Raw genomic sequence first — 24,962 nt, 5'->3', positions numbered from 1 at the left:
GCCACAGGCACCGGCGGTATTCGTGAAATCAGTTGTGCAGCTCCGCGCGGATCTGCTGACGCAGCACGTCAATCGGCACCGTTTTGCCGTCGCGCTTAAAGCACCAGTAGGTCCAACCGTTGCATGACGGCGCGTTTTCCAGATGCGCGCCCACTTGGTGGATCGAGCCCTTGACGTTGTCGCCGACCAGCGTGCCATCGGCGCGCACCTTGGCCTTGTGGCGCTGGTTCATGGAGTAAAGCTCTTCGCCCGGGCGCAGCATGCCGCGTTCGACCAACTGGCCAAAGGGCACGCGCGGCTCGGCGCGTTTGCTGGCGCTGACCTCCAGCGCCTCGCGGTCGAATTTTCGGACCTTGGAGATGCGCTTTTCGGCCACTTTGCGATAGCTTTCCTCGCGCTCGATGCCGATGAATTCGCGCCCCAGCATCTTGGCCACCGCACCGGTCGTGCCGGTCCCAAAGAACGGGTCCAAAATCACATCGCCGGGATTGGTCGAACCGACCAGAACGCGGTGCAACAGTGATTCCGGTTTTTGCGTCGGATGGGCCTTGTCGCCGTTTTCATCCTTGAGACGTTCATGCCCGGTGCAGATCGGCAGTACCCAATCGCTGCGCATCTGCACACCTTCGTTCAGCGCCTTCAGCGCCTCGTAGTTGAACGTGTATTTCGCGCCTTCCCGCTTGGACGCCCAGATCATCGTCTCATGCGCATTGGTGAAGCGTTTGCCGCGGAAATTCGGCATCGGGTTCGACTTGCGCCAAACGACATCGTTCAGAATCCAGTACCCGGCATCCTGCAGGGCCGAACCCACGCGGAAGATATTGTGATAAGATCCGATCACCCAGATCGCGCCATTGGGCTTGAGCAACCGATGCGCCGCCTTCAGCCAGTCGCGGGTGAATTGATCATAGGCCCCAAAGCTCGAAAACTGGTCCCAGTGATCGTCAACTGCATCCACCTGAGAGTTGTCCGGCCGATGCAACTGGCCTTTCAACTGAAGGTTATAGGGGGGATCTGCAAAGATCAGGTCAACCGACGCCTCGGGCAGACTGTTCATCACATCGATGCAGTCCCCGGATAGAATCGTGTTTAAAGGGAGCGCTTTTGCGCCCTTTTTGGTGGTCGTAGTCATATCACTGCCTCAAGTGTCCACGGCGCTTTTGCGCTCATTTGGTTGAGACAAGGATGAGTCAAAGACGAATCGTCGTCAATTTCTTTTTTGAATCAGCGACTTACAATTTACTCTTGATACAAGATATTGTGGACCGGTTTGAACGAACGTCTATGGTGTGGGGTTACACCAAGATTTCGCAGCGCATCCCTGTGTTGTTTTGACGGATAACCTGCATTTGTCTCCCACCCGTAGCCCGGATGCTGTTGCGCCAAATCCACCATCAGTTGATCGCGCCAGTTTTTCGCAACGATCGAGGCTGCCGCAATCGACACCGAATGCGCGTCGCCTTTCACCACCGCTTGTGCCGGGATCGTCAGCCCGCGCGGAATCAGGTTTCCATCAATCAGCAGATAGTCGGGCGGTGGGTCCAACGCCGCCACCGCGCGTTCCATCGCCAGATGCGAGGCGCGCAAGATGTTGTGTTCGTCGATTTCAGCCACCGATGCCTCGGCAATTGCAACTTCGGCACATTCGCGCAGGGCGGTCTCAAGCGTGGCACGGCGCTTAGCCGTCAGTTTCTTGGAATCATTCAGCCCTTCGGGGATGTCTGCCGGGTTCAGAACCACCGCAGCGGCCACAACGGGCCCGGCCAATGGCCCGCGCCCGACCTCGTCCACGCCCGCGATGCGCAGATAGCCCTGCGCATGGGCGGCCTTTTCAATTTCGTAATCCGGTTGCGTCATACCCCCGGAAAACAGCGTTTCACACAGCATCGCAAGCCAAAAAAGAGAGGGCAGCTTGCGCCACCCCCTCTCTGCGCGGCGCTTCTGTGGCGCCGCTCCTGCTCGAAACACGTTACTTGTAACTGATCCGGTAACCGTTCTGGCGCAGACAGCCGGGGTGATATGCCCGCTTGGTCTTTTTGCCATTCCAGAACTTCACCTTGCACTGGTGCGGCAGGCTTTTGGCGTATTTGTAGTGATTTTTCAGACAAGTCTGCCCCAACAGGCGTTTGTTGTGTGAATAAGCCTTGAAGGTCCGCAGGCAGCGCTGCGGCAGGTTATAGCGGGCCACATGTTTGGGCAGCGGGCGCACATGATGCGGTTTCGGCTTGGGCTTGGTGTAGGCTGGCTGCTTGGGCAGCTGATAGACGTGGTTGTAGTTGTGCGTCACGGTGTTCTGTTTGCGCTCGTCGTTAAAGTGCTTGACCGCGACGCCCAACAGCGCCAGCGCCGCAAGACCACCGATAATGTCCTCGGCATCTGCGGCCCGCGCCTGCGACGCGGACACTCCGGTGATGGCAACAGCCGAAGCTATGATCAGGGCGATGAATTTCTTATGCATGGTGTGTGTCCTTCAGTCGTCTTGGAAGGCCCGGGTGACGGGCCGTGTGCTCGATGACCCGACACTGGGCCTGCGCCCTTCAGACAAGCAATAACGCGGGGATGTTATTCGATATCAGGTCCCCGAACCCCCTTAGGTTATTGAATATCCCGCCAACCCATGCGCAGGATGCGGCCTATGAAACAGATCCTCTCTTCTCTGGTCCTGATTGCCCTGCTATCGCTTGGCTCTGCTGCTGCGGCGGCCGATTGCTATGCTGATTACAAGGCAAAACAGGACAACCCGCTGCGCCTGCATTACGGTGTCATGCAGGTGTCAGCCTGTGACAAAGGGCAGGCAAAACGCGAAGTCGCCCAGCGCCTGCAAAGGTCGGGCTGGACCCTGCTGAACATCATGTCCGTTTTCGGACCGGAAGGGTTGGATAAGAGGAAGGCCAATGCCGGACAATTCTATCTCCGTTACTGAGGCCCGCCGGTCGGGTGTCAGGCTGGTTGGCGTGGGCATCGCGGCGATCGTTTTGATTCTGGTAACGGCGGCGGTGTTCCTGTTCTGGACCCTGCCCGACGCCAACGCCTTTAACGCCCGGGTCGAACGGTTGTTCATCGAAAGCGACCTGACCTCGCAAACCGAAATCCGCTTGTTGGAGATTCTGGCCCAGTCCGGCACCGCCTTTGCCGATACGCTGTCCAGCTACCGTATGGTGATCTTTGTGCTGCTGGTCTTTGCCAGCGCAATGCTGATCTCGGCCCTGGTGTTTCTGGTGATGCTGGTGTTTTTGAACCGCCGCATGGCGCAGATCGAACGCAATGGGATTCAGGTCACATCCCTGCTGATCAGCCGCGAGGAAAACACCGTCTACCTCAACAACATGGATTTCAAACTGACCCCCGCCGCGATGGAAACCCTGTCGGTGCTGGCCGAATCCCGGTTGGATGATGAGGTCCTGTCCGGTGCCCAGATCGAATCCGTGATCTCGGGCCGGGACGCTGCCGATTGCGATGAGGCCGCCGGTGCCACCCGCATCAAGCGACTGCGGGATGCCTTGGGCAATCAGATGGTCAGTGAGCTGTTGGTCAAGAATATCGCCAAAAAGGGCTATATGCTGTCCATCGAAAAAGATGTGATCCAGATGGTCTGAACCTGCCACCGCGCACAGGGCCTGTGTGGCAAAACCAGCCCGACCCCCTTGGAAAGCGGTGCGGAAAGGCCCATCCTATAAGGACTCGCGTCAGGGAGTCTGATGATGAACATCCACACCACCCCAAAGACCAAAGGCTATGGCATCTCGGTTCAGGACCTGAGCGGCCGGATTGCGATCTACCGGGATGACATCCTGCTGGCCGAAAGCCACAACGCCAAAGTCATGTATGAGACCCGGCTGCCCGCCACGGTCTATATTCCGCGCCAGGATGTGTGCATCGACCTGGGCGAAGAGACCGAGCTTCAGACCTTTTGCCCGTTCAAAGGCACAGCGACCTATCACGACATCGTCGTCGCGGGGCAGCGTCTTGCGAATTCCGTTTGGGCCTATGAGGACGCCCTGCCCGAAAGCACCAGCATTCAGGGCCATATCGGTTTCATGCCCGATGCTTATACGCGGATCGATCTGGGTGAAAATCAACTGCACGAGCCCGAAGACGGCAATATCAGCGGCCCTCTGATCGACTGGCTGATGCGCGGCGCATCTGAAAACCAGACGCCCGAGGCATTCACCAAGGCGCTGGCCGAAAAGATGCTGGACCATGGTCTCGCGATTCAGCGCCTCAGTATTCTGGCATGGTCGCTGCATCCCCTGATCGCGGGCAAACACTACATCTGGGAAAAGGGTGAGGCAGAGATTTCGACCAACGTGCCCACCTATGAAATCCATGACCACCCAGCCTATATCAACAGTCCCCTGCGCCATGTGTCGAACGGGTTGGGCGGCGTGCGTCAGCGGCTGAACGACGAAAACCCGCATAACAGCTTTCCGATCATGGAGGATTTGCGCGCCAAAGGGGCCACCGACTATGTTGCCATGCCGCTGCCGTTCTCGGACGGGCGAACCAATGTTCTGACCCTGACCTGCGACCACCCCGATGGCTTTACCACCGAAAATCTTGGGCTGGTGTTTGAATGTTCTGCCGTGATTGCCCGGTACTATGAGGTCTTCATGCAGCGCGAGAATGCGCAGGTGCTGCTAGAGACCTATGTCGGCAAACGCTCGGGCGCGCGGGTGTTGGGGGGTGAGATACGGCGTGGCGATGGCGATGAGATCGACGCCGCCATCATGTTCTGCGACCTGCGCAACTCAACCAGTCTGGAAGAACGCCTTGGCCGCGCCGCCTATATCAACCTGCTGAACGATTTCTTCGAAACCGTGTCGGGTATTGTGCATGACAATGGCGGCGAAGTGCTGAAGTTCATCGGAGACGCGGTATTGGCCGTGTTCCCCGCAGGCGACGACCCGGATGCGGCGCGTGGCAACGCCCAGAAATCCGCAACCGAAATCGTCGAAAAACTGGGTGAGCTGCGCCAATCCGGGTCTGACACCCATTGCGATTGCTCGATCGGCGTCGCCTATGGGCGTGTGACCTATGGCAATATAGGGTCGCGAGAGCGGCTGGATTTCACCGTTATCGGGCAGGCGGCGAACGTGGCAGCGCGGCTTGGCGAATATGGCAAAAAGCTCGGCCACCGGATCGTTGTGTCAGCCGATATTCAGCCCGCCTGCGCAAATGCGGTTCCGCTGGGCGAGGTCAAACTGCACAACGTGTCCCAGCCGGTGACATCCTTTGCGCTACGTACAGCCGCGGACGCAGTTCTGGACGCGTGACGGTCTCCTGACCCTCTGGGACTGTATTGTGCAGCCCGGTCCTAGCCGCCCAGCAAGATCAGGGCCGTTTGCGCAGGTGACATCGTGCTTTGCAACTGCGCGATCTGGCTGCGGGCCAGAAAGCGGTCGGTGAGCTGCGCCACGGCGTCTTCATCCGTGAATTGCGCCAGATCATCCGATCCCGTCAGCCCCGAAAGCCGGCCTTTGAAAACCTCAAGCTGACGGTCGAGGTCCAGCTGGGCAAAACTCGATGGCAGCCCAAGCGCCGTTTCCATCATGTTGCGCAGCGGTGGCAGGCCCATCAAATCAAACCACTTGGTATCCTTGCTGCTGCTCTCTGACGCCAGATCAGCAAGCGCATGCTGCGCGTAAAGGGCAATCCGCATGGTTTCATCAGATTGGCCCACCGCCACTTCAAAACGCGAGACGACATTGTTACGGACAATGTCCTCCATGAAGGTCACAAGACCTGTCCTCCGTATCTCACCAGGGCCCAGACCGAAAGCCTCGGCAAATTCCCGATACCGCCCATCGGACAAGCGGTTCGAAAGGGCGTCTTCGGCGCTGGTGCCATCGGACAGGATTTTCTGGATGAAATAGCGGTTGTTGATATCCTCCTCCAACCCAAAAGCCCCCAGTGCCACCTGCAACAGTCGCCGGTCCGAGACCAGATCCTCGGCCGTTTCAACCTTACCGATATTGTCCAGAAAATACTGCGTCTCCCTCTCATTGACGGAGGAGGACGAAAAGCTGTCCAGCTGCGCGTCATAGGTGCGCTGCAGAAACCGCCAGCCGACGATACCGCCTGTGGGGATGACAGGTTGAAAGGTCATTGCTGATACGCCATCAAACGCTCTTCGCGCGGCAACAGGGCGCGCAAGGATTTCAGACACTTGTAATACTGCTCGGCCAACAGTGCCTCGGTCGCCTCGGACAGAACACGGCGGCTGTCCGCATCGGTGAAGACCTGGCTCAGTTCTTCGACCCGCCGCAGCAATTGCTGGCGGGCCTGTTCGGGGGCCATATCGCCCGACAGAACAAGCTGCGTCGCATAACATACGCGCCGGACCGGGGTGTTCACCTCATCAGGGTGAATGGCATCCCGCAGACGCAGAACATTCGCCTCTGGCGTCATGATAGAGAACCGGCTGCGCCGGTCCCCGTTTTCGACAACAACACCGTTGATCAGCACCCTTTCTTTCGGTGCCAGTTTCAGAACCAACCCGCCCATCAGGTGGCCCTCATCTGCCGAAGACCCCGCAGAACGGCCATGTTGATCTCCAACAATGGTTCAACAGTGGCCTTATTGCCCAAAACCTGACTGCTGTGCTGTTCGGTAAACTCGGCCAGATAGAAAATCCGCGCCCGCAGCTCATTGGGCAATCCATTGTCGGAATCGGTGACGCCACTGGCCAGCACACTCCAAAGGCGGCGATTTTCGTGCAGGGCCTGAACGAATCCGCCAAAATCTGTCTTTTGTCGGGCGGCAGCGGCCTTGAGCCGATGCGTGATCTTTGAGATTGCCTCGTATTCGGTGTCGCGCGGGGTGCGGGTGGGCGCGGCGGTCTGCGCATAGGCTCGCTGTGCAAGAGAGTGCGGTGTCACTTGAAATCCTTCCAATAAGCCGTCTTTTGCCGGTCAGTGTCGGGGCGCGTTTCCACGCCCCGACCAGGTTCCAAAGATTAACGGAACAGAGACAGGATCGACTGCGGTGCCTGGTTGGCAATCGACAGCGACTGTGTCGCCAGCTGCTGCTGCACCTGCAGGGCCTGCAGACGGGCCGAGGTCTCTTCCATGTCGGCGTCAACCAAAGAGCCGATGCCGGATTTGAACGAGTCCGACAGGTTCGAGATGAACTCTTTCTGCGTCTCGATCCGACCCTGCGCCGAGCCGAAGGCGGCTGAGGCATCAATGGCCGTGTCGATCAGCGTTTCGATGGTACCCAAAGCAGCCAATGCACCCGCATCCGTGGAAACGTCGATCGAATCCAGGGCACCAAGACCACCAGCACCGGCGTTGGTGAACTGTGCCGCAACGGTCACATCACGATCCGCATCAGCGCCCGCAGTTGCGGTACCGGTCACGAATGTCAAACGCCCAGGGTCGCCCGAGTCGTAGTCAATCGCGACACCGGTGACACCCAGAGAGTCGATCTTGTTTTTCAGACCCACGGCAACAACGGCATCGGTATAGGCCGCATCATAGGTGCCCGACGGATCCAGATCGGAGGCTTGGATGGTGTAGGTCGCAACCTGATCACCCACCGCAATCGAGACCTTGTCACCCGCCTCGAAGTTGTCGGTCGAGCTGTCGATCACGATGTCACCAGTACCACCGGTCTTATCCATGGTGAAACCGGCAGTGTCATTGTCGGTGGTCACGTTATCCGACCCCGCCAGAACACCCTTGGCCGTGTAGCCACCCACCGACAGATCCTGCGCGGCAACGCTGATCGATGAAGCCGAGACATTACCGCCGGCATCACGATCCAGCGACGACAGAATCGATGCCGGACCCGAGGACCCGTTGACCAGATTCAGACCGTTGAACTGCGCCGCACCAACGACGGATTCGATCTGATCCTTCAGCGCGCTCACGTCTGCGTTGATCTTGCCGCGGTCCACGTTGTCTTCTTGCGCCGCGACGATCTTGCCTTTCATCTGGTTCAGCAGATCGGTCACGGTCTCCGACGCGTTCCGCGCCACCGCAACGGTCGATTCACCCAGCGCCAGGCTGTCCTTGATCGCATTGAAGCCTTTGACGTCGGATTCCATCACTTTCGAGATCGCCCAGACGGCCGAGTTGTCTTTGGCAGTTGCGACGTCCTTACCGGTCGAGATCGCGTTCTGGGTCATTGCCAGGTTCTTGTTGACCGATTTCAGGGTCTGCAGCGCAACCATTGCGCCATTGTTGGTCAGAATGCTGGACATAGCTTCTTCCTTTTTTACGTATGGGCCCTTTGCGCCCGTGCTAACCCCGCACCATCTGCGGGCTTTAACGTCTTTCTGATCACTGCGATCCGCCGTCCGGCTGTTCGCGCCACCTGCTGTTTCAGGTGCCCGACCACCTTTGACCCTGATCTCCTAACGGAGTGCTAAAGCGCCCCAATCAGAAACTTAGGATTTGAATCAAACCCATCGCTAAGCCCGTTTCTCCAGCTTGGCATGATGGCGCATGGTGTATCCGTTGCGCTGACCATCCGCCCCGTAGGTGCTGAATTCCTGCCGCACGCGGCGCAGTTCGGCCATACGGCTGGCCACGGCGCGAATCCCTTCGGCCGCACTGTTCAACAGCGCCTGATTCCGCTCGACCTTTTGTTGCAGGCGAATCAATTCGGCACTGTCCAGCACCTGCAGCTCATTGATCGCACCGATCAGCTTTTCCTTTTCCGGCGCCATGTGATTCAACCGATCCAGATCGCCATCGACAAGCGCGGCCCTCTCAAGGTCCAGCACCTCTTCCAAAGACGTGATCAGATCGGTTTCAGGTTTCGTCGGCATTGGTTTTCTCCATCATGGACTGAAACAGAATTTCGGACAGCCCGACGCCGCCGGATTCGGCCAGCGCCCGCGCCTGATGCTGCACAAGGAACGAGGCGAACTGATCCTCACCCGCGCCGCCGCCAAAGGACTCGCTGGTTTTACCCAGACCCGAAGACTTGAGCATTTCGGCAAGAAATGCTGCCTCCAACTCGACGGCGGCAGCCTTTAGTTTTTGGTTTATCGTTGGAGGTTGGGCGGTGGGAAGGGGCGTGGAAATCTTCATCGGGTTCTCCGAAATTTGCATCGAACTTTCTTGATCAAAGGCGAAAGCAGTTAAAATAAACGTAACTTCCTGCGGGCAGATTACTGGCGACACAACCGGAGTCGGAGCAAAATGCCCAACCCTCTTACAGCGGTGATCTCCTCACCAACCGCGACCGCCAAACCCGATGCTGCCCCCCCCAAAACCGGCGAGGCTGCATCGTTTCAATCGGTCATGGATCAGGAAACCAACCCGGATTCGGGCGAAGCAGAATTGACGTATCTGTTGGTGCAAGCGCCTGATGAAGCTGCCGAGCTAGAGGGGTCCACAGCCGAGGTCGAAGGTACCGAACTGCCCGTGCCGGTTGAAGGTCAACAGCCCGATAAAGCCCGCCCTGCCGTCGATGTTCTGCCGCCGGAATCAGATTCAGTTACCCCGCCCGAGGCTGCTTCTTCGTCTCCCCAAGTGGCTGAGACCGCGATAAAGCAACCCCAGCCCGATGCCCCAAACCCCGAGACAGCGCCCCAAACCGAGCATCCGGCACAACAGCTTGTCTCCTCAGCGTTTACGGCACTTATGCTGGGCGCTGAGCGCCAGTCTCGAAAACCAGAGACGGCCATCCCGCCCAAGATGCACCCTGTGACTCCGCAACCGATGGGCGGCGGACCACAAGACATGACGCGCACTTCGTTTACTGCGGCGCTACCAGAGGCGCCGGTCCAGACACCGATCGCCCCCAAGGCGCAAGCACCAAAAGGGCCGGAACGCGCAACAAGTTTTGCGCAGATACAGCTTTTGGCCTCGGACCCGGTCACCGTTCAGGCAGATACCACACAGGGGGCCGAGGTTGATGACATCCAGCCCGCGCGCGAGGCCCCGACGCTTGCGGCAACCCGCGACACGGCCCCCGGCATTCAGGCGATGACAGCTACCGCTCGCGCGGAAACGGCGCGGGCCATTGCGAATCAGATGGCCACCGCGGTCAACGTGCGATCCCAGCCCGGCGCGATCGAAGTTGCGCTGAACCCTGAGGAGCTCGGGCGGGTCTCAATCGTTCTGAATGGTCGGGACGACGGCTTGCACCTGACGATCAGCGCCGAACGCCCAGAAACTCTGGACATGATGCGCCGCCATCTGTCGGTGCTCGAGGCCGAATTCAAGAATTTCGGGCTGGGTGATCTGTCCTTTGACCTCGGCACCTCGGCGGATACACAACAAGACGCATCGGACAGCGGTGAAGAGGCTGAATTCACAGCCGTGCAAGCCGAACCGCTTACCGACACGGCCCCCACATACCCACGCATCGGCCCGGATGGGCGCATCGATATGAGGCTTTGACCATGATTAACCCCACTCAATCAGCCACGCAGGCCAGCACAACAGCGCAGACAGCGTCGCGATCACAGGCTGCGACTGTAGCCTCAGATTTCGACACGTTTCTGCTGTTGATGACGACCCAGGCCCAGAATCAGGACCCGTTGGAGCCGATGGATTCCAGCGAATATGCCTCGCAATTGGCGCAGTTCTCGATGGTCGAGCAGCAAGTTCAGACCAACGAATCGCTGGTCGAGCTGGTGGCGTCACTGGGCGGCATAAAACTCGAAGAATTGGCCAACTGGGTTGGCATGGATGTGCGAACAACTGCGCCGTTTCGGTTTGACGGTGAGCCTGTGAATCTGTTTGCCCAGGCTGCGCCGACGGCTGACGGTGCTGTCATGGTGATCCGCGACAGCAAAGGCACCGAAATCGAACGCATTTCCGTCCCAATCGATCAAACGGAATTTGTCTGGGCCGGGACCGCAGGTGATGGCAGCCCTTTGCCCGCAGGCACATATTCGGCCAGCCTCGAAAGCTATGACGGAGAGGAGCTGCTATCGAGCCAACCGGTCTCAAGCTATAATCAGGTGGTTGAGGCGCAGGTTGGCGATGACACGGTGATGCTGACCCTGGAAAGCGGCGAGGTTGTACCCGTGGCATTGGTAACAGCGGTCCGAACCGGAGCTTGATCTGCCCGGCAGGACGGGCCACACCTGTGCAACCTGCGACTCGCTTATTGTACCGGTGATCCCTCTGCCTGACCCGACGCCTCCTGTGGACCTAGTTGAAGACCTGCGCGACCGAAGATTGATTGCGCAGGAAACGCAGTTTCAGACCCTGTATGGCGGGCGCACCAATCAGGTATGGAAAGTGGTTGGGGAAAACGGCGGCAAGGTTTTGAAACTGTACCGATCCGGCCTGCGCAATCCACTGTTTCGCAATGACGCCGCGCTAGAGGCGCAATGCCTGACGGCGCTGGAGCACACGGGATTCGTGCCGCGTTTGCGCGCAGCAGGGCAGCATGAAACCGGCCAATGGGTGTTTTACGATCACGCTCCGGGATCGACCTGGCGTGAAGGGACTGCGCCGGTGGGGGAATTGCTGCGCAAGCTGCATGGCCTGTCGGTTTCCGTGAAGGCCCCATCGGGGTGCAACGGCAGCGCGGATCTTGCTGCGCATGGGCATAGCATTCTTGACCGATGCGCAACGCACACACGCGGACGGTTGGAACAGCTTAGGCCGAAGGATGATGTGCCGCCCACCGACCGCACCTGTTTGATCCACGGCGATCCGGTCCCCGGCAACATCCTGTCGGCCCCGTCGGGACTGACCCTGATCGACTGGCAATGCCCGGCGCAGGGTGATCCCTGCGAGGATATTGCGTTGTTCCTGTCACCCGCAATGCAGCATGTGTATCGCGGCAAGGCCCTGACCCAGACGGAAGAGAAACACTTCCTGTCCGCTTATGGCGATGCGCAGATCGTGACCCGGTACGTCGCCTTGCGCCAATGGTATGCGTGGCGAATGGCCGCCTATTGCCTGTGGCGCGTCGAAAACGGGGCTGCAGATTACGCGGCGGGGTTAGAGTTGGAGCTTGCGACGCTCTGACCGCTAGAAATCCGTAAATGTCATCGCGGCATAGGCAGGCGGCTTCAAAGCGCGCCGCCAGCGGCCAAGCGGGAATCGCCCCGGCGGCTGTGCGATCGGCTCGGGCAGGTTCGCGTCCTGACCCAGGACCATCCGGGCCAGCGCCCGCCCGCAATAGGTGCCCATCGCCACCCCGTTCCCGTGATAGGCAAACCCCGCGAACAGGCCCGGCTGATCGGGCACGGGCCCGGCATACGGCGTCAGCGCGCGCGACAGGCACACCATGCCTGACCACATATGCGTGACCTCAACGCCTGCCCAATGCGGGAACATGCGCCTGAAATCCTTTAGGGCTTTGCGCCGAATGGCGGCCTCGGCCCGGGCTGAGGATAGCAAACCACCACGCGTGCCAAACAGAAATCTGCCGTCGGGCATCAGGCGGAAATAATGCAGCAGGTTGCGGGTATCGTAGGACATCTGTCCCGTGGTCCAGCCCTGCGCCTGCAACTCATCTTGTGACATCGGGCGCGTCACAAGAACCGTGGATTGCGTGGGCATGTAGCGCCCGGACATCCAATCAGGGACATCCTCGCTGGAGTATCCGTTGGTGCAGATCAGCACATTGGTCGCCCGGATCGCGCCCGATCCTGTCTGAATCTCGAACCCAGAGCGGTTTTTGGTGATAGACTGCGCCGGTGTCTTCTGAAACAGGCCGCCACCGCGCGATTGCACTGCATGGGCCAGACCAAACAGGTATTTTCGGGGGTTCAGAGCAAAGCCAACCGGATTTGTGTACCCGCCATAAAACCCGGCCCCAAAGCCCAGACCGGGCAAATCACCCGCTTCGTGAAGCGTGCCCGCAGGTCCGGCCTGACGCCGCAGCCGCTCCATCGCGCGTGGGGTATGGGCCAGCTGCGTCTCACCCTTCGAATGCGTATCCGCCTTGATCCCGTGGGCCGAGAGCAAGTCCGCGACAAGGTGCACGGCCTCTTCCTCGGCCTGTTCATAGTGGCGGGTTGCCTCGTCCCCGAACCGACGGGTCATCGCAGCGGGGCTTAGTTTCGAACCGCCCAGACAGCAAAACCCGCCATTGCGCCCAGATGCACCCCAGCCCGGTGTCTCGGCCTCAAGCACAGCAACCGACGCGCCGGATTCAACCAGATGCAAAGCGGCGGCCAGCCCCGTGAACCCACCCCCAACAATCACCACATCTGTGGTCAGATCGCCATGCAGGACAGGCCAGTCCGGGCTGTCTGCCGTGTCATCCCACCAGCAACCCGAGCGCGGCCCGTCCCCATAGGTATAGTCAGGGAAAATCCGTCTCATTCGGCGCGCGCGGCGGCCATTTCGTCCTGTTTTTGCCGCATCATTGCGCGTTTGGTCACCAGGGATGCGGTGATGACGCCCACCGTCACAACCGCAATCATCAGGGTGGACAAGGCGTTGATCTCAGGGCTGACACCCAACCTGACCGCCGAGAAAATCTTGATCGGCAAGGTTGTCGCCGACGGCCCCGAGGTAAAGGACGCGATCACCAGATCATCCAGAGACAGGGTAAAAGCCAGCAACCAGCCCGAAATCACGGCGGGCGCGATAATCGGTAGGGTCACCAGCCGGAACGCCTGCGCGGGTGAGCAGCCAAGGTCGAGCGCGGCCTCTTCCAGCGACTTGTCGAAAGTCACAAGACGCGACGAGACGACGACCGAAACAAAGCACATCGAAAAGGTCGTATGGGCCAGAACGATGGTCAGAATGCCTCGGTCCAGCCCGATTCCGATGAACAGCAATAGCAGCGACAGGCCGGTGATCACCTCGGGCATCACCAGCGGCGCATAGATCATCCCGGAAAACAGGGTGCGGCCAAAGAACCGCCCGCCCCGCACCAGAACATAGGCCGCAGCGGTCCCCAGAATCGTCGCCAATGTCGATGAGAATACGGCCACACGGATTGTCACCCAGGCCGCATCCAGAAACCCTTCGTTCTGCATCAACTCGCCGTACCATTTGGTCGAGAACCCGGCCCAGACGGTGACGAGTTTGCTTTCGTTAAACGAATACAGGATCAGGATGACCATCGGGATGTAGAGAAACGCGAACCCCAGCGTCAGCGACACCGTGTTGAACCAGCTTAGCCTGTTCATCGCTCGGCCTCCGTCTGTTTCTGCTGGTTGCGCTGGAACAGCACGATCGGGATCACGAGGATCAGCAGCAGCACCACAGCCACGGCGCTGGCCACCGGCCAGTCGCGGTTCGAGAAGAACTCCTCCCATAGCACTTTACCGATCATCAGCGTGCCTGAGCCACCCAGCAGCGAGGGGATCACGAACTCACCAATCACCGGGATCATCACAAGGAAGCATCCCGCGATGATGCCGGGGCGCGACAGCGGGATTGTCACCAGCCAAAAAGCCTGCAGGCGCGAACAGCCAAGGTCTTCGGCCGCTTCGATCAGCGACTCGTCCATGCGTTCCAACGCCGAATAGATCGGCAGGATCATAAACGGCAGATAGGTGTAGATGATCCCGATATAGACCGCCGTGGGTGTATTCAGAATGGTCAACGGGGTTGAGATAATCCCTGTCCACAGCAGGAACTGGTTCAGATACCCTTCGTTCGACAGGATGCCCATCCACGCATAAACGCGGATCAGGAACGAGGTCCAGAAGGGCAGGATCACCAACATCATCAGCGTCGGACGCCATTCTGCAGGTGCGCGGGCCATGCCATAGGCGATGGGATAACCCACCAGCAGCGTGAAAAACGTGGAAATCACCGCGATCTTGACGCTGGAGAGGTAGGCTTTCCAATACAGATCATCCTCAGCCAGCCAGACATAGTTTTCCAGATCAAGCTGACCGAAGAACTCTTTGATACCCGCCCAACCCTGCGACAGATCCAGCGTGGGTGTATAGGGCGGTATTGCCAGTTCCGTGTCCGACAGAGAGATTTTCAGGACGATGAAAAACGGCACCAGAAACAGCGCCAACAGCCAGACATAGGGGATGGCAATCAGAACCGCGCGGCGCATCAGTCGGCCAGCAGAACCGCAGCGGTGGCTGTCCAGGACAGCCAGACCGGGTCTTCCCATGTAAAGGACCGGCGCGAGATACGGCGGGTATTGGCCGTCTGCGCCTTGATGATCGTGCCGTTCGGCAGCTCGACGTAATAAGTGGACAGGTTGCCCAGATAGGCGATGTCATGCACCTTGCCCTGCACCGCATTGATCGCATCCGTGGGACGGTCGGCAGAGATCGTCACTTTTTCCGGGCGGATGGCCAGATGGCACCACTGCCCCTGCGCAAACCCGTTGGCCGAGGTCGCGGTCAGCGGCGCTTGTCCTTCGGCCCAGTCGATCTGATAGGTATCCTCACCATTGGCCGAGGCACGACCTTGGATGATATTCACGTCGCCAATGAAATCAGCCACATAGACCGAGTTCGGATTCTCATAAATCCGATCCGGCGTGGCCACCTGCATCAGCTTGCCCTGATCCATCACGGCCACGCGGCTGGCGACGGTCATGGCCTCTTCCTGATCATGGGTCACGATCACGAAGGTGGTGCCGGTCTTTTCCTGAATATCCATCAGTTCAAACTGCGTGTCCTGCCGCAGTTTCTTGTCCAGCGCGCCCAGCGGTTCGTCCAGCAGCAACAGCTTGGGCGCTTTGGCCAGAGACCGGGCAAGAGCCACCCGCTGGCGTTGTCCGCCCGAGATCTGATGCGGTTTGCGGCGGGCGAATTGCTCCAGCCGGGTGAGGCGCAGCATTTCTTCCACCCGGTCTTCAAGATCATGCTTGGGCATGTTGTCCCGGCGCAGGCCAAAGGCGATATTTTCCCAGATACTTAAGTGAGGAAACAGCGCGTAGGACTGGAACATCATGTTCACCGCCCGCTTGTTCGGCGGGATTGGATCAATGTCCTGACCCCCCAGCATGATATGTCCTTCGGTGGGTGTCTCAAACCCTGCCAGCATCCGCATCATGGTGGTCTTGCCGCAGCCCGACGGCCCCAGCAGAGCGAAAAACTCACGCTCGAAAATGTCCAGAGACAGGTTATCGATGGCCGTAAAGTCGCCAAACCGTTTGGTGACATTGCGGAACTGGATCAAGGGTTTCGCCTGCGGGTCTTCCCACGGCGCAAAAACGTCAGCGTTCAAATCGGCCCCCGTGCATCGGTCTGGAATAGCACGCAGGGCGGTTCATACCGCCCCGCGCAGACACCCGGTCAGGTGCCCGATTTGATCTTGGTCCACATCCGCGTCACGACGCGCTGCGTCTTCTGCGGGTAGGGCCCTTTGATATAGGTATTGTCCATCGCCTCAGCCGACGGATAGATCGCCGGATCGGTGATCACGTCTTCCTCAAGAAATTCCTGCGAGGCTTTGTTACCGTTGGCGTAGTAGACATAGTTCGATGCCGCCGCCATGTTCTGCGCATCCAGCATGAAGTTGATGAACTTATGCGCGCCTTCGGGGTTCGGCGCATCAACTGGCACGGCCATCTGGTCGAACCACATCTGCGAGCCTTCCTTGAAGGCGTTATAGGCAATCTCGACTCCGTTATCGGCCTCAGCTGCGCGATCGCGGGCTTGCAGCACATCGCCCGAGAAACCGACGGCCACACAGATGTCCCCATTGGCCAGCGCATTGATATATTCCGAACTGTGGAACTTGGTCACATAGGGACGGACGGCGGCAAACACCTCTTCGGCCTTGGCGATGTCATCCTTGTCGTGGCTGTTCGGATCCAGCCCGGCATAGACCAGAGCGGCCGGAACCATCTCATCCGGCGCGTCCAGGAAATAGACACCGCATTCGGCCAGCTTGGCCATGTTGTCGGGGTTGAAGATCAGCTCCATCGAATCCAGCGGTGCATCTTCACCCAGCACTTCCTGTACCTTGCCGACATTCACGCCCAGCCCGGTGGTGCCCCACATATAGTTGACCGAATGCTTGTTGCCGGGATCGAACTGCGCCACCCGCTCGGCGATGACATCCCAGGCATTGCCGAGATTGGACAGCTGCGCCGGGTCCAGTTGCTGAAACGCGCCAGCCTGAATCTGGCGGCTCATAAAGCTGCCGGTCGGAACCACGACGTCATATCCCGACCCACCGGCCAGCATCTTGGTTTCCAGTACTTCGTTGCTGTCGAACACATCGTAGATCAGCGTCAGGCCGGTTTCTTCCTCAAACTTCTCCAGAAGGCCCTCATCGATATAGTCGGACCAGTTGTAGACACGCACTTCCTCGGCGAAACCCGCCGAAGTCCCCAATGCGATTACCGCCGCTGTCACGGTCAGCGTTTTGATTGACATTTTCTTCTCCCTGCAAGTGTTCGGGTATTTTCCCGTTTTTTTGGATTTGATCAAGTTTTGCGTTTTCCCCCGATCACGCGTATGATTCCATGAGGTCAGATACCTGGCAATGCAGCATCAGTCGAAACAGGGCAAACCAATTGGATTTGATCAAAAACAAGGCATTCGCCCCAAAAGCGGACACCGAGAAAAGACCCGCGCACGAACAGGTCTACCACACCCTCAAAGCACAGATCATGTTTGGTGATCTGGTGCCCGGACAACCCGTAACGATCCAGGGGCTGACCGATTCTCTGGGTGTCGGCATGACCCCGGTACGCGAGGCGATTCGCAGGCTGATCTCGGACGGCGCGCTGGTGTTTCAGGGCAACCGACGGGTCAGTGTGCCTTTGTTGTCCAAAGATGATGTCGAACAGATGATCTTCGCCAGAATATCAATAGAATCAGAGCTTTCCAGGCGCGCTGCCGGTAATATGGACAGTGCTGATATCGACGAGCTTGAGCAAACAGATCAGCAATTGGACCGAACCATCGCCGATGGGGATGTCAGCGGCTATCTGCGCCTGAACCACCAGTTCCACGAGATGCTCTATGCCCATGCCGACGCTCCGATTCTCAGCGATCTGGCCGAGCGGTTGTGGCTCAGATTCGGGCCTTCGCTGCGGGTGGTCTGCGGGCGTTTTGGCACCCGCAGCCTGCCGGACAGGCACAAGGACATCATCACAGCCTTGCGCGCCCGGGACGCCGATGCAGTGGCGAAAGCAACCGCTCAGGACATCGAACAGGGGATGGAGCTGATGGCGGATGCCCTTGCCAAAGACTGACCTTGTGCGATTCGATTGACAGGAAAAAATTTGATCATATTGTGAAAGCCAACCGCTCTTTCAGGAGGATTTCGGATGTCCACCATCACCAACCACATGCCCACCGCCGAATTGCAGGCGCTGGATGCAGCCCATCACATGCACCCGTTCTCGGCCAACGGCGCACTGGGCAAAGAAGGCGCCCGTGTCATCACCCGTGCCAAGGGCGTCTACCTGACCGACAGCGAAGGTGAAGAGATTCTGGACGCCATGGCCGGTCTGTGGTGCGTCAATATCGGCTATGGCCGCGATGAATTGGCCGAGGTCGCCGCCCGCCAGATGCGCGAGCTGCCCTATTACAACACCTTCTTCAAGACGACCCACGTGCCCGCCATCGCGCTGGCCATCAAATTGGCCGAATTGGCCCCGGGCGACTTGAACCACGTCTTCTTCGCTGCGGGCGGGTCCGAGGCAAATGACACCAACATCCGCCTGGTCCGTACTTACTGGGCCGAAAAAGGCCAGCCTGACAAAAACATCATCATCAGCCGCCACAACGCCTATCATGGCTCGTCGGTTGGGTCGGCTTCGCTGGGCGGAATGGCAGGGATGCACGCACAAGGTGGCATTCCGATCCCGAACATCCACCACATCAACCAACCCAACTGGTGGGCCGAGGGCGGTGACATGTCGCCCGAAGAGTTCGGCCTCGCCCGCGCGCGCGAGCTGGAAGAGGCGATTGAGGAACTGGGCGAAAACCGCGTCGCCGCCTTTATCGCCGAACCGGTGCAGGGCGCAGGCGGCGTGATCGTGGCACCCGACACCTATTGGCCGGAAATCCAGCGCATTTGCGACAAATACGACATCCTGTTGATCGCGGATGAGGTGATCTGCGGTTTCGGCCGTACCGGCAACTGGTTCGGCTCACAAACCGTGGGCATCAAGCCGCACATCATGACCATCGCCAAGGGCCTCAGCTCGGGCTACGCGCCCATCGGCGGGTCCATCGTCAATGACGAGATTGCCGAGGTGATCGGCGGCACGGAGTTTAACCACGGCTACACCTATTCCGGCCACCCGGTCGCCGCCGCCGTGGCGCTGGAAAACCTGCGTATCCTAGAAGAGGAAAAGATCGTCGAGCATGTCCGCGACGTGGCCGCCCCCTACCTGAAAGAGAAATGGGAGGCCCTGGCCGATCACCCCCTGGTGGGCGAGGCCAAGATCGTCGGCATGATGGCCTCAATCGCGCTGACCCCGGACAAGGCCAGCCGCGCCAAGTTTGCGTCAGCCCCAGGCACCGTGGGTTATGTCTGTCGCGACCGCTGCTTTGGCAACAACCTGATCATGCGCCATGTGGGCGACCGGATGATCATCTCTCCCCCGCTGATCCTGACGCCTGCGGATATCGACGAGATGTTCATACGCATTCACAAATCGCTGGATGAGGCGCAGACCGACATCATCGAACAGGGACTAATGAAAGCGGCAAGCTGATCCGCGCAGCTTCATCTGGCCAAAAATATCCCGGGGGAGTCGCGGCTTGCCGCGGCGGGGGCAGAGCCCCCTCCCCTACCTCAGCCGCTCAAGCAGCCGCAGGGACGGATACCCATCCGGCACCAACCCTTGCGCCAGTTGATAGGCGCGCACAGCGTTCACCGTATTCGGCCCGGTTCGCCCGTCGATACCCTGCGTGTCGAACCCGGCTTCGGTCAGGCGGGTTTGCAGCTCTTTCTTTTCCGTGAAGCTCAGAGTCCGGTCACCGCGCGGCCAGTTGGCCTGAAACGGTACGCGGCCTGACAAACGGTCGGACAAGTGGCCGATGCCGATGACATAGGCATCCGCACCATTATAAGCCTCAATCACGCGGAAATTGTCGAAGATCATCAGCGCCACACCCTGCCCTCCGGCCGGCAGCAGGATGGCGGCCTGACCGTGATCAGGCACAGGCTGACCGGTCCGGTCAACAACCCCGCGTGCGGCCCAATCCGAAGGCAGCAGGGTGAAATCCCGACGCGCCGCCGCATAGTCGAACCCATCGGGCAAACGGACTTCCACCCCCCAAGGTTGCCCCCTGGTCCAACCATGCCGCGCCAGGTATGACGCCGCCGAGGCCAGCGCGTCGGTCGGGTCATCCGACCAGATATCGCGCCGCCCATCGCGGTCGAAATCCACCGCGTGCTCTAGGTATGAGGTCGGCATGAACTGCGTATGCCCCATGGCCCCGGCCCAGCTGCCAATCATTTGGTTGGCGCTGACATCGCCGGCCTGAATGATCTGCAGGGCGGCGACCAGCTGGGTCTCAAAGAACTGTGACCGGCGCGCGTCAAAGGCCAGCGTGGCCAGCGACCGGATCGTGTGATCACTGCCCCGGAACGTACCGAACGAGGTCTCAAGCCCCCAAATCGCGGTCACGACCTCTTTTTCGACGCCATATTGCGCCTCGATCCGGGTCAGGGTTGCCCCATGCTGATCCAGCGCCGCGCGCCCGTTCGCGATCCGCCGGTCTGAGGCGGCGGCGTCCAGATATTCCCAAATCGGTTTCGAGAACTCGGCCTGATTTCGGTCCCGCTCGATGATCTTCTTGTCATAGGTCAGGCCCGCCAAAGCCTGATCAAGCGTTGCCGCAGAAATCCCCTGTGCCTGCGCCCGCTCGCGAAACGCGCCCAGCCACGCCTGAAACCGCGCGTTTCCTTCGGTCGACACCCGAACCTCCTTAATCTGGGGCCGCAAGACGGGTCGGATGGACACCGTCACATCCGCCGAGGCCAGCTGGATGGATCTCAGCCCATCCGGTGTGTTGAGAGTTTCCGCCTGCACAATGGATGCCCATAATGCGGCGGCAACGACGCCACCCATGCATTTACGCATTCCGATTTTCCTGATTACTGCTCAGGCATAGAATAGCGCAAAAAGCGATTTTCACAAAGCGCTCTGAGCGAAATGTCTGACGTGACCACACAAAGCAGTTAAGCTGCTGGCATGACACCTTTTACCGACCCGAAAGTCGCCGCCGCCTATGACACTCTTTCACCCGAGGCCCGCAACGGCGCTTTGGCTCTGCGTGAATTGATCTTTGAGACTGCGGCGTCCCTGCCCCGCGCACACCCGCTGCAAGAGGCGCTGCGCTGGGGTCAGCCAGCCTATCTGGCCCCCAAGGGGTCGACCATCCGTCTGGGCGGGCACAAAGCGGCCAGCTTTGCACTGTTTGTACATTGCCAAAGCCGGTTGATGGGGGATTTCACCTCGGCCTTTCCCGGCGAGGACCGGATTGAGGGCAACAGGGCGGTGCTGTTCGACGACCCTGCACAGATCGACGCAACGCGCCACGGCTGGCTGATTGCGCGGGCTTTGACCTATCACCTTTGACGGCGTTTGCGTTCGACCTTGCGCTTGATCTTGTCCTTCTTGCGCTTGGTGCTGACCGCCTTGCGACGCGCGCCACGTTTCGTGGAACCTCGCCCGCGCGGCAGAGCCTGATCGTCGATTGAGAGAAGCTCCAGCTCCAATCCGCCGGTCACAGGCGTCGCCGCAGCCAGGCGCACGGTAACACGCTGACCGATTGCGATGATCAACCCGGTATCCGATCCCATCAGCGTCCCGGCCTCGCGGTCAAAATGAAAGAACTCACGCCCCAGAGACCGCACAGGAACCAGCCCATCCGCGCCGGTTTCATCCATTTTCACAAAGGCCCCAAAGCGGGCAATACCGCTGATGCGACCTGTGAACTCATTGCCCACCCGTTCGCTCAGATAGGCCGCTAGATAGCGGTCGGTGGTATCCCGTTCCGCCATCATAGAACGGCGTTCAGTATCCGAGATATGGGTGGCGGTTTCGTCCAGCCGCGCGATTTCATCCTCGGTCAGCCCATCCTTGCCCCAGCCATGGGCCGAGATCAGCGCGCGGTGCACGATCAGGTCCGCATAGCGGCGGATGGGAGATGTGAAATGCGCGTAATTCCGCAGCGCCAAACCAAAGTGGCCGAAATTCTCGGGGTTGTAGTACGCCTGCGCCATCGACCGAAGGGTGGACAGATTGATCAGCTCCGCATCCTCGGTCCCGGCGGCGGCGTTCAGCAGGGCGTTCAGGTGGCGGGTCTGCAGCACCTGCCCTTTGGCCAGATTCAGCCCCGCAGCCTGCGCGGTTTCCCGCAGGCTTTCCAGTTTTTCCGGCGCGGGTTCTTCGTGGACGCGGAACAGCAGCGGGCGGCGTTTGGCGATCAGCGTCTCAGCCGCAGCGACATTGGCGAGGATCATGAACTCTTCGATCAGCTTATGCGCGTCCAGCCGATCGCGGAAGGCCACGCTGGTCACTTCGCCCGTGTCACTGAGTACGATCTGACGCTCAGGCAGGTCCAGATCCAGTGGCTGCCGTTCCGCCCGCGCCTTTTTCAGCGCGGCATAAGCGGCATAGAGCGGTTTCAAGACCGTCTCTAACAGCGGCCCGGTGCGGTCGTTGGGATTGCCGTCGATGGCCTCCTGCACCTCGGCATAATGCAGTGATGCGGCCGAGCGCATCAGGCCCCGCACGAACCGGTGACCGATCTTGTTGCCATCCGCATCGATCTGCATCCGCACGGCGATACAGGCGCGCGGGACGCCTTCGTGCAGCGAACACAGATCGCCCGACAGACGATCCGGCAGCATCGGCACCACGCGGTCGGGGAAATAGCTGGAATTGCCCCGCTTGCGCGCCTCGCGGTCCAGCGCGGTGCCGGGCTGCACATAGGCGGCGACATCGGCAATCGCGACCCAGATTACATGGCCGCCGGGGTTCTTCGGATCATCGTCGGCGTGGGCATAACAAGCATCGTCGTGATCCCGCGCATCCGAGGGGTCGATGGTCAGCAGCGGCATATCCCGCAGGTCGTCGCGCCCTTTCAGACCGACGGGTTTGGCCTTGTCGGCCTCATCGATCACCTTGTCGGGGAAGTCGTCCGGGATGCCGTGCTGGTGGATCGCGATCAGCGAGACGGCTTTGGGCGCGGTCGGGTCGCCCAACCGTTCGACAATCCGCGCGCGGGGCAGGCCCATGCGATTCTTGGGCCCGGCCTGTTCGGCCTCGACCAGCTCACCGTCCTTGGCCCCATGCACCGCGCCGTCGGGCACCAGCCATTCGTTTTGGCCCGCTTTGTCGATGGGCACGATCCGCCCGCCTTCGGCCCCTTTGCGGAAAATGCCGACGATCTTGCGCGGGTTGGTGCCAATGCGGCGGATCAGGCGCGCCTCATAGTTATGGTCTTCTTCATGCACCACGGTCAGGCGCGCCAGAATCCGGTCGCCTTCGCCCAACGCCGGATCGCTGGCGCGGGTGATCAGCAGCACGATGGGTTCGACCCCTTCGCCATGCCATTCCAGCGGGCGGGCGAACAGGTCGCCATCAGCGTTCGGGGCCTTCACCTGCAGCACACTGACAGGCGGCAGACGATCCGGGTCGCTATAGCTGCGCTTGCGCTTTTCCAGATGACCTTCGGCCTCAAGCTCGCGCAGGATGCGTTTCAGGTCGATCCGCGCCGCGCCCTTGATCCCAAAGGCTTTGGCAATATCGCGTTTCGAGGTCAGGGTGGGGTTCGCCGAGATCCAGTCAAGGACCTCTTGCTTGGTGGGGATGCGAGTCATAATCCCGGCCTAGCACGGGTATGCGACCGCGTCATGACTAAAAACGGATCAGGCGAAATAGTCCCGCAGAATGCGCGCGTAAATCGCCCGAAGCTGTTCGATCTGCGCCACCTCAACGCATTCGTCCACCTGATGCATGGTGCGGCCCACAAGGCCAAACTCGACCACCGGGCAGTGGTTTTTGACAAACCGCGCATCCGAAGTCCCGCCTGAGGTCGAGAGTTCAGGCGCAACACCCGTTTCCGCCTGAACCGCATTAGCCACCAGATCGGACAGGGGGCCTGGCGGGGTCAGAAAGCTTTCGCCTGAAATCTTGATCCGCACATCGATTTCGACGCCAAAGGCGTCGGCGACGGCTGCGGCCTCGGCCCGTAGCCACGTGCTGAGGCTTTCGCCCGAATGCAGATCGTTGAACCGGATATTCACCGTGCCGCTGCATTGCGCCGGGATCACGTTGGTGGCCGGGTTGCCGGTATCGATGTTCACAACCGCCAGCGTTGAGGCGTCGAAATGGTCCGTGCCCTGATCCAGCTCATGACTGGCCAGCCGGTCCATCAGCCGCGCCATCGCGGGCATCGGGTTTTTGGCCCGGTGCGGATAGGCCGCGTGGCCCTGCACGCCGGTCACCGTGAACCAGATATTCATCGAGCCGCGCCGCCCGATCTTTATCATCTCGCCCATGGTATTGGGGCAGGTCGGCTCACCCACCAGACAGACCGACATCGCCTCGCCCTCGCGATCCATATAGTCCAGCAGAGCCGTGGTGCCATCCAGCGCGTCGCCTTCTTCATCCCCGGTGATGGTCAGGATGATAGCCCCGTCGGGCGGGGTGTCGCGCACGAAATCAATGGCCGCCGCGGCAAAGGCCGCCACGCCTGATTTCATATCCGTGGTGCCCCGGCCATACATCACCCCATCGCGGATCTCCGCGCCAAATGGCGGCATGGTCCACGCGGCCTTGTCCCCGACCGGAACCACATCCGTATGGCCGTTGAACCCAAAGCTGCGCGGATGCGCTTTGTCACCCCAACGCGCGAACAGATTGCTGATGCCACCACGGTCGACGCGGGTGCAGGAAAAGCCCTCCTCGGACAGCAGGTTGTCCAAAAGAACCAAGGCACCGCCTTCCTCGGGTGTGACCGATGGGCAACGGATCAGGTCTGCAGTCAGTTTCACCGGATCAGTCATCGCGGCCCCCTCTGATTGGTTTGCGCACACAGATTCAACGAATTGAGCGGATTGCCAACCCCTACCCGAGTGAAAAATCCGCCATTTTTTCAGGCGTATCGCTCTGACACTCCAACAAAACAA

The 24,962-nt window shown here is 59.8% G+C and carries 26 protein-coding genes; 9 read left to right on the top strand and 17 right to left on the bottom strand.

What is annotated here, in order from left to right; genetic code table 11:
* Nucleotides 1-28: 28 nt before the first annotated feature.
* From ACR0J5_RS12160 to ACR0J5_RS12150, 3 genes are all read right to left on the bottom strand, one after another.
* Complete coding sequence (locus ACR0J5_RS12160) at nucleotides 29-1,132, bottom strand: DNA methyltransferase (RefSeq protein WP_480653673.1); 1,104 nt, start codon at nucleotides 1,130-1,132, stop codon at nucleotides 29-31.
* 107 nt (nucleotides 1,133-1,239) lie between these two features.
* Complete coding sequence (locus ACR0J5_RS12155) at nucleotides 1,240-1,857, bottom strand: ribonuclease HII (protein ID WP_480653671.1); 618 nt, start codon at nucleotides 1,855-1,857, stop codon at nucleotides 1,240-1,242.
* Nucleotides 1,858-1,969: 112 nt separating this feature from the next.
* Nucleotides 1,970-2,458, bottom strand: a complete 489-nt coding sequence (locus tag ACR0J5_RS12150) for a hypothetical protein (RefSeq protein ID WP_480653669.1) — start codon at nucleotides 2,456-2,458, stop codon at nucleotides 1,970-1,972.
* A gap of 177 nt (nucleotides 2,459-2,635) precedes the next feature.
* Between ACR0J5_RS12150 and ACR0J5_RS12145 the strand changes: the two genes are divergently transcribed.
* The 3 genes from ACR0J5_RS12145 to ACR0J5_RS12135 all read left to right on the top strand — a co-directional run bounded on the left by ACR0J5_RS12145 (nucleotide 2,636) and on the right by ACR0J5_RS12135 (nucleotide 5,273).
* The gene (locus ACR0J5_RS12145) at nucleotides 2,636-2,923 is read left to right on the top strand and encodes a hypothetical protein (RefSeq protein WP_480653667.1); all 288 of its coding nucleotides are present in this window, start codon (nucleotides 2,636-2,638) and stop codon (nucleotides 2,921-2,923) included.
* Nucleotides 2,895-3,596 (top strand): winged helix-turn-helix domain-containing protein, encoded by a 702-nt coding sequence (locus tag ACR0J5_RS12140; RefSeq protein ID WP_480653665.1) that lies wholly within the window; start codon nucleotides 2,895-2,897, stop codon nucleotides 3,594-3,596. Before ACR0J5_RS12145 ends, ACR0J5_RS12140 begins: the two co-directional genes overlap by 29 nt.
* 105 nt (nucleotides 3,597-3,701) lie before the next feature.
* Nucleotides 3,702-5,273 carry a DUF427 domain-containing protein gene (locus ACR0J5_RS12135; protein ID WP_480653663.1) on the top strand — a complete coding sequence of 524 codons (1,572 nt, stop codon included), beginning with the start codon at nucleotides 3,702-3,704 and terminating at the stop codon, nucleotides 5,271-5,273.
* Between the two features lie 41 nt (nucleotides 5,274-5,314).
* Here the strand turns inward: ACR0J5_RS12135 and ACR0J5_RS12130 are convergent, their stop codons facing one another.
* The 6 genes from ACR0J5_RS12130 to ACR0J5_RS12105 form a co-directional block, all read right to left on the bottom strand.
* Nucleotides 5,315-6,106: a DUF1217 domain-containing protein gene (locus ACR0J5_RS12130; RefSeq protein WP_480653661.1), complete on the bottom strand. Its 792-nt coding sequence runs from the start codon at nucleotides 6,104-6,106 to the stop codon at nucleotides 5,315-5,317.
* On the bottom strand, nucleotides 6,103-6,504 hold the full coding sequence (flbT, locus tag ACR0J5_RS12125) for a flagellar biosynthesis repressor FlbT (protein ID WP_480653659.1): 402 nt from the start codon (nucleotides 6,502-6,504) through the stop codon (nucleotides 6,103-6,105). The genes ACR0J5_RS12130 and flbT overlap by 4 nt, the downstream gene beginning before the upstream one ends.
* Nucleotides 6,504-6,878, bottom strand: coding sequence for a flagellar biosynthesis regulator FlaF (gene flaF / locus ACR0J5_RS12120; protein WP_480653657.1), 375 nt, complete (start codon nucleotides 6,876-6,878; stop codon nucleotides 6,504-6,506). The genes flbT and flaF overlap by 1 nt, the downstream gene beginning before the upstream one ends.
* Nucleotides 6,879-6,955: 77 nt before the next feature.
* Nucleotides 6,956-8,203: a flagellin N-terminal helical domain-containing protein gene (locus ACR0J5_RS12115; protein WP_480653655.1), complete on the bottom strand. Its 1,248-nt coding sequence runs from the start codon at nucleotides 8,201-8,203 to the stop codon at nucleotides 6,956-6,958.
* Between the two features lie 210 nt (nucleotides 8,204-8,413).
* Entirely contained in the window at nucleotides 8,414-8,773 is a 360-nt protein-coding gene (locus ACR0J5_RS12110) for a flagellar biosynthesis protein FlgN (RefSeq protein ID WP_480653653.1), read from the bottom strand.
* On the bottom strand, nucleotides 8,757-9,038 hold the full coding sequence (locus tag ACR0J5_RS12105) for a rod-binding protein (protein WP_480653651.1): 282 nt from the start codon (nucleotides 9,036-9,038) through the stop codon (nucleotides 8,757-8,759). The genes ACR0J5_RS12110 and ACR0J5_RS12105 overlap by 17 nt, the downstream gene beginning before the upstream one ends.
* Nucleotides 9,039-9,149: 111 nt before the next feature.
* On the opposite strand from ACR0J5_RS12105, the gene ACR0J5_RS12100 reads away from it, so the two are divergent.
* From ACR0J5_RS12100 to ACR0J5_RS12090, 3 genes are all read left to right on the top strand, one after another.
* Nucleotides 9,150-10,355, top strand: coding sequence for a flagellar hook-length control protein FliK (locus ACR0J5_RS12100; RefSeq protein WP_480653649.1), 1,206 nt, complete (start codon nucleotides 9,150-9,152; stop codon nucleotides 10,353-10,355).
* A 2-nt stretch (nucleotides 10,356-10,357) separates the two neighbouring features.
* Nucleotides 10,358-11,023 carry a flagellar hook capping FlgD N-terminal domain-containing protein gene (locus tag ACR0J5_RS12095; protein ID WP_480653647.1) on the top strand — a complete coding sequence of 222 codons (666 nt, stop codon included), beginning with the start codon at nucleotides 10,358-10,360 and terminating at the stop codon, nucleotides 11,021-11,023.
* Between the two features lie 85 nt (nucleotides 11,024-11,108).
* Nucleotides 11,109-11,942, top strand: a complete 834-nt coding sequence (locus ACR0J5_RS12090) for a phosphotransferase family protein (protein ID WP_480653645.1) — start codon at nucleotides 11,109-11,111, stop codon at nucleotides 11,940-11,942.
* Between the two features lie 3 nt (nucleotides 11,943-11,945).
* Here the strand turns inward: ACR0J5_RS12090 and ACR0J5_RS12085 are convergent, their stop codons facing one another.
* From ACR0J5_RS12085 to ACR0J5_RS12065, 5 genes are all read right to left on the bottom strand, one after another.
* Nucleotides 11,946-13,247 carry an NAD(P)/FAD-dependent oxidoreductase gene (locus tag ACR0J5_RS12085; protein ID WP_480653643.1) on the bottom strand — a complete coding sequence of 434 codons (1,302 nt, stop codon included), beginning with the start codon at nucleotides 13,245-13,247 and terminating at the stop codon, nucleotides 11,946-11,948.
* Nucleotides 13,244-14,062, bottom strand: a complete 819-nt coding sequence (locus ACR0J5_RS12080) for an ABC transporter permease (protein WP_480653641.1) — start codon at nucleotides 14,060-14,062, stop codon at nucleotides 13,244-13,246. The genes ACR0J5_RS12085 and ACR0J5_RS12080 overlap by 4 nt, the downstream gene beginning before the upstream one ends.
* Nucleotides 14,059-14,949, bottom strand: coding sequence for an ABC transporter permease subunit (locus ACR0J5_RS12075; protein WP_480653639.1), 891 nt, complete (start codon nucleotides 14,947-14,949; stop codon nucleotides 14,059-14,061). Before ACR0J5_RS12075 ends, ACR0J5_RS12080 begins: the two co-directional genes overlap by 4 nt.
* On the bottom strand, nucleotides 14,949-16,076 hold the full coding sequence (locus ACR0J5_RS12070) for an ABC transporter ATP-binding protein (protein ID WP_480653637.1): 1,128 nt from the start codon (nucleotides 16,074-16,076) through the stop codon (nucleotides 14,949-14,951). Before ACR0J5_RS12070 ends, ACR0J5_RS12075 begins: the two co-directional genes overlap by 1 nt.
* A gap of 68 nt (nucleotides 16,077-16,144) precedes the next feature.
* Entirely contained in the window at nucleotides 16,145-17,233 is a 1,089-nt protein-coding gene (locus ACR0J5_RS12065) for a polyamine ABC transporter substrate-binding protein (RefSeq protein WP_480653635.1), read from the bottom strand.
* Between the two features lie 140 nt (nucleotides 17,234-17,373).
* Here ACR0J5_RS12065 and ACR0J5_RS12060 point away from each other — a divergent pair, with 140 nt between their 5' ends.
* Nucleotides 17,374-18,057, top strand: coding sequence for a GntR family transcriptional regulator (locus ACR0J5_RS12060; protein ID WP_480653633.1), 684 nt, complete (start codon nucleotides 17,374-17,376; stop codon nucleotides 18,055-18,057).
* 75 nt (nucleotides 18,058-18,132) lie between these two features.
* Entirely contained in the window at nucleotides 18,133-19,530 is a 1,398-nt protein-coding gene (locus ACR0J5_RS12055) for an aspartate aminotransferase family protein (RefSeq protein ID WP_480653631.1), read from the top strand.
* A gap of 75 nt (nucleotides 19,531-19,605) precedes the next feature.
* Here ACR0J5_RS12055 and ACR0J5_RS12050 read toward each other — a convergent pair whose 3' ends face one another.
* On the bottom strand, nucleotides 19,606-20,904 hold the full coding sequence (locus ACR0J5_RS12050) for a lytic murein transglycosylase (protein ID WP_480653629.1): 1,299 nt from the start codon (nucleotides 20,902-20,904) through the stop codon (nucleotides 19,606-19,608).
* Between the two features lie 111 nt (nucleotides 20,905-21,015).
* Between ACR0J5_RS12050 and ACR0J5_RS12045 the strand changes: the two genes are divergently transcribed.
* Nucleotides 21,016-21,402: a DUF1801 domain-containing protein gene (locus ACR0J5_RS12045; protein WP_480653627.1), complete on the top strand. Its 387-nt coding sequence runs from the start codon at nucleotides 21,016-21,018 to the stop codon at nucleotides 21,400-21,402.
* On the opposite strand, the gene rnr is transcribed toward ACR0J5_RS12045, so the two are convergent.
* Nucleotides 21,393-23,651 (bottom strand): ribonuclease R, encoded by a 2,259-nt coding sequence (rnr, locus tag ACR0J5_RS12040; RefSeq protein ID WP_480653625.1) that lies wholly within the window; start codon nucleotides 23,649-23,651, stop codon nucleotides 21,393-21,395. The two genes, ACR0J5_RS12045 and rnr, sit on opposite strands and share 10 nt — an antisense overlap.
* Before the next feature lie 48 nt (nucleotides 23,652-23,699).
* Nucleotides 23,700-24,839 carry a succinyl-diaminopimelate desuccinylase gene (dapE, locus tag ACR0J5_RS12035; RefSeq protein ID WP_480653622.1) on the bottom strand — a complete coding sequence of 380 codons (1,140 nt, stop codon included), beginning with the start codon at nucleotides 24,837-24,839 and terminating at the stop codon, nucleotides 23,700-23,702.
* Nucleotides 24,840-24,962: the final 123 nt, after the last annotated feature.

It is taken from the genome of Ruegeria sp. BE1, assembly GCF_056538885.1.
This window is presented reverse-complemented; position numbering and strand designations above follow the sequence as displayed.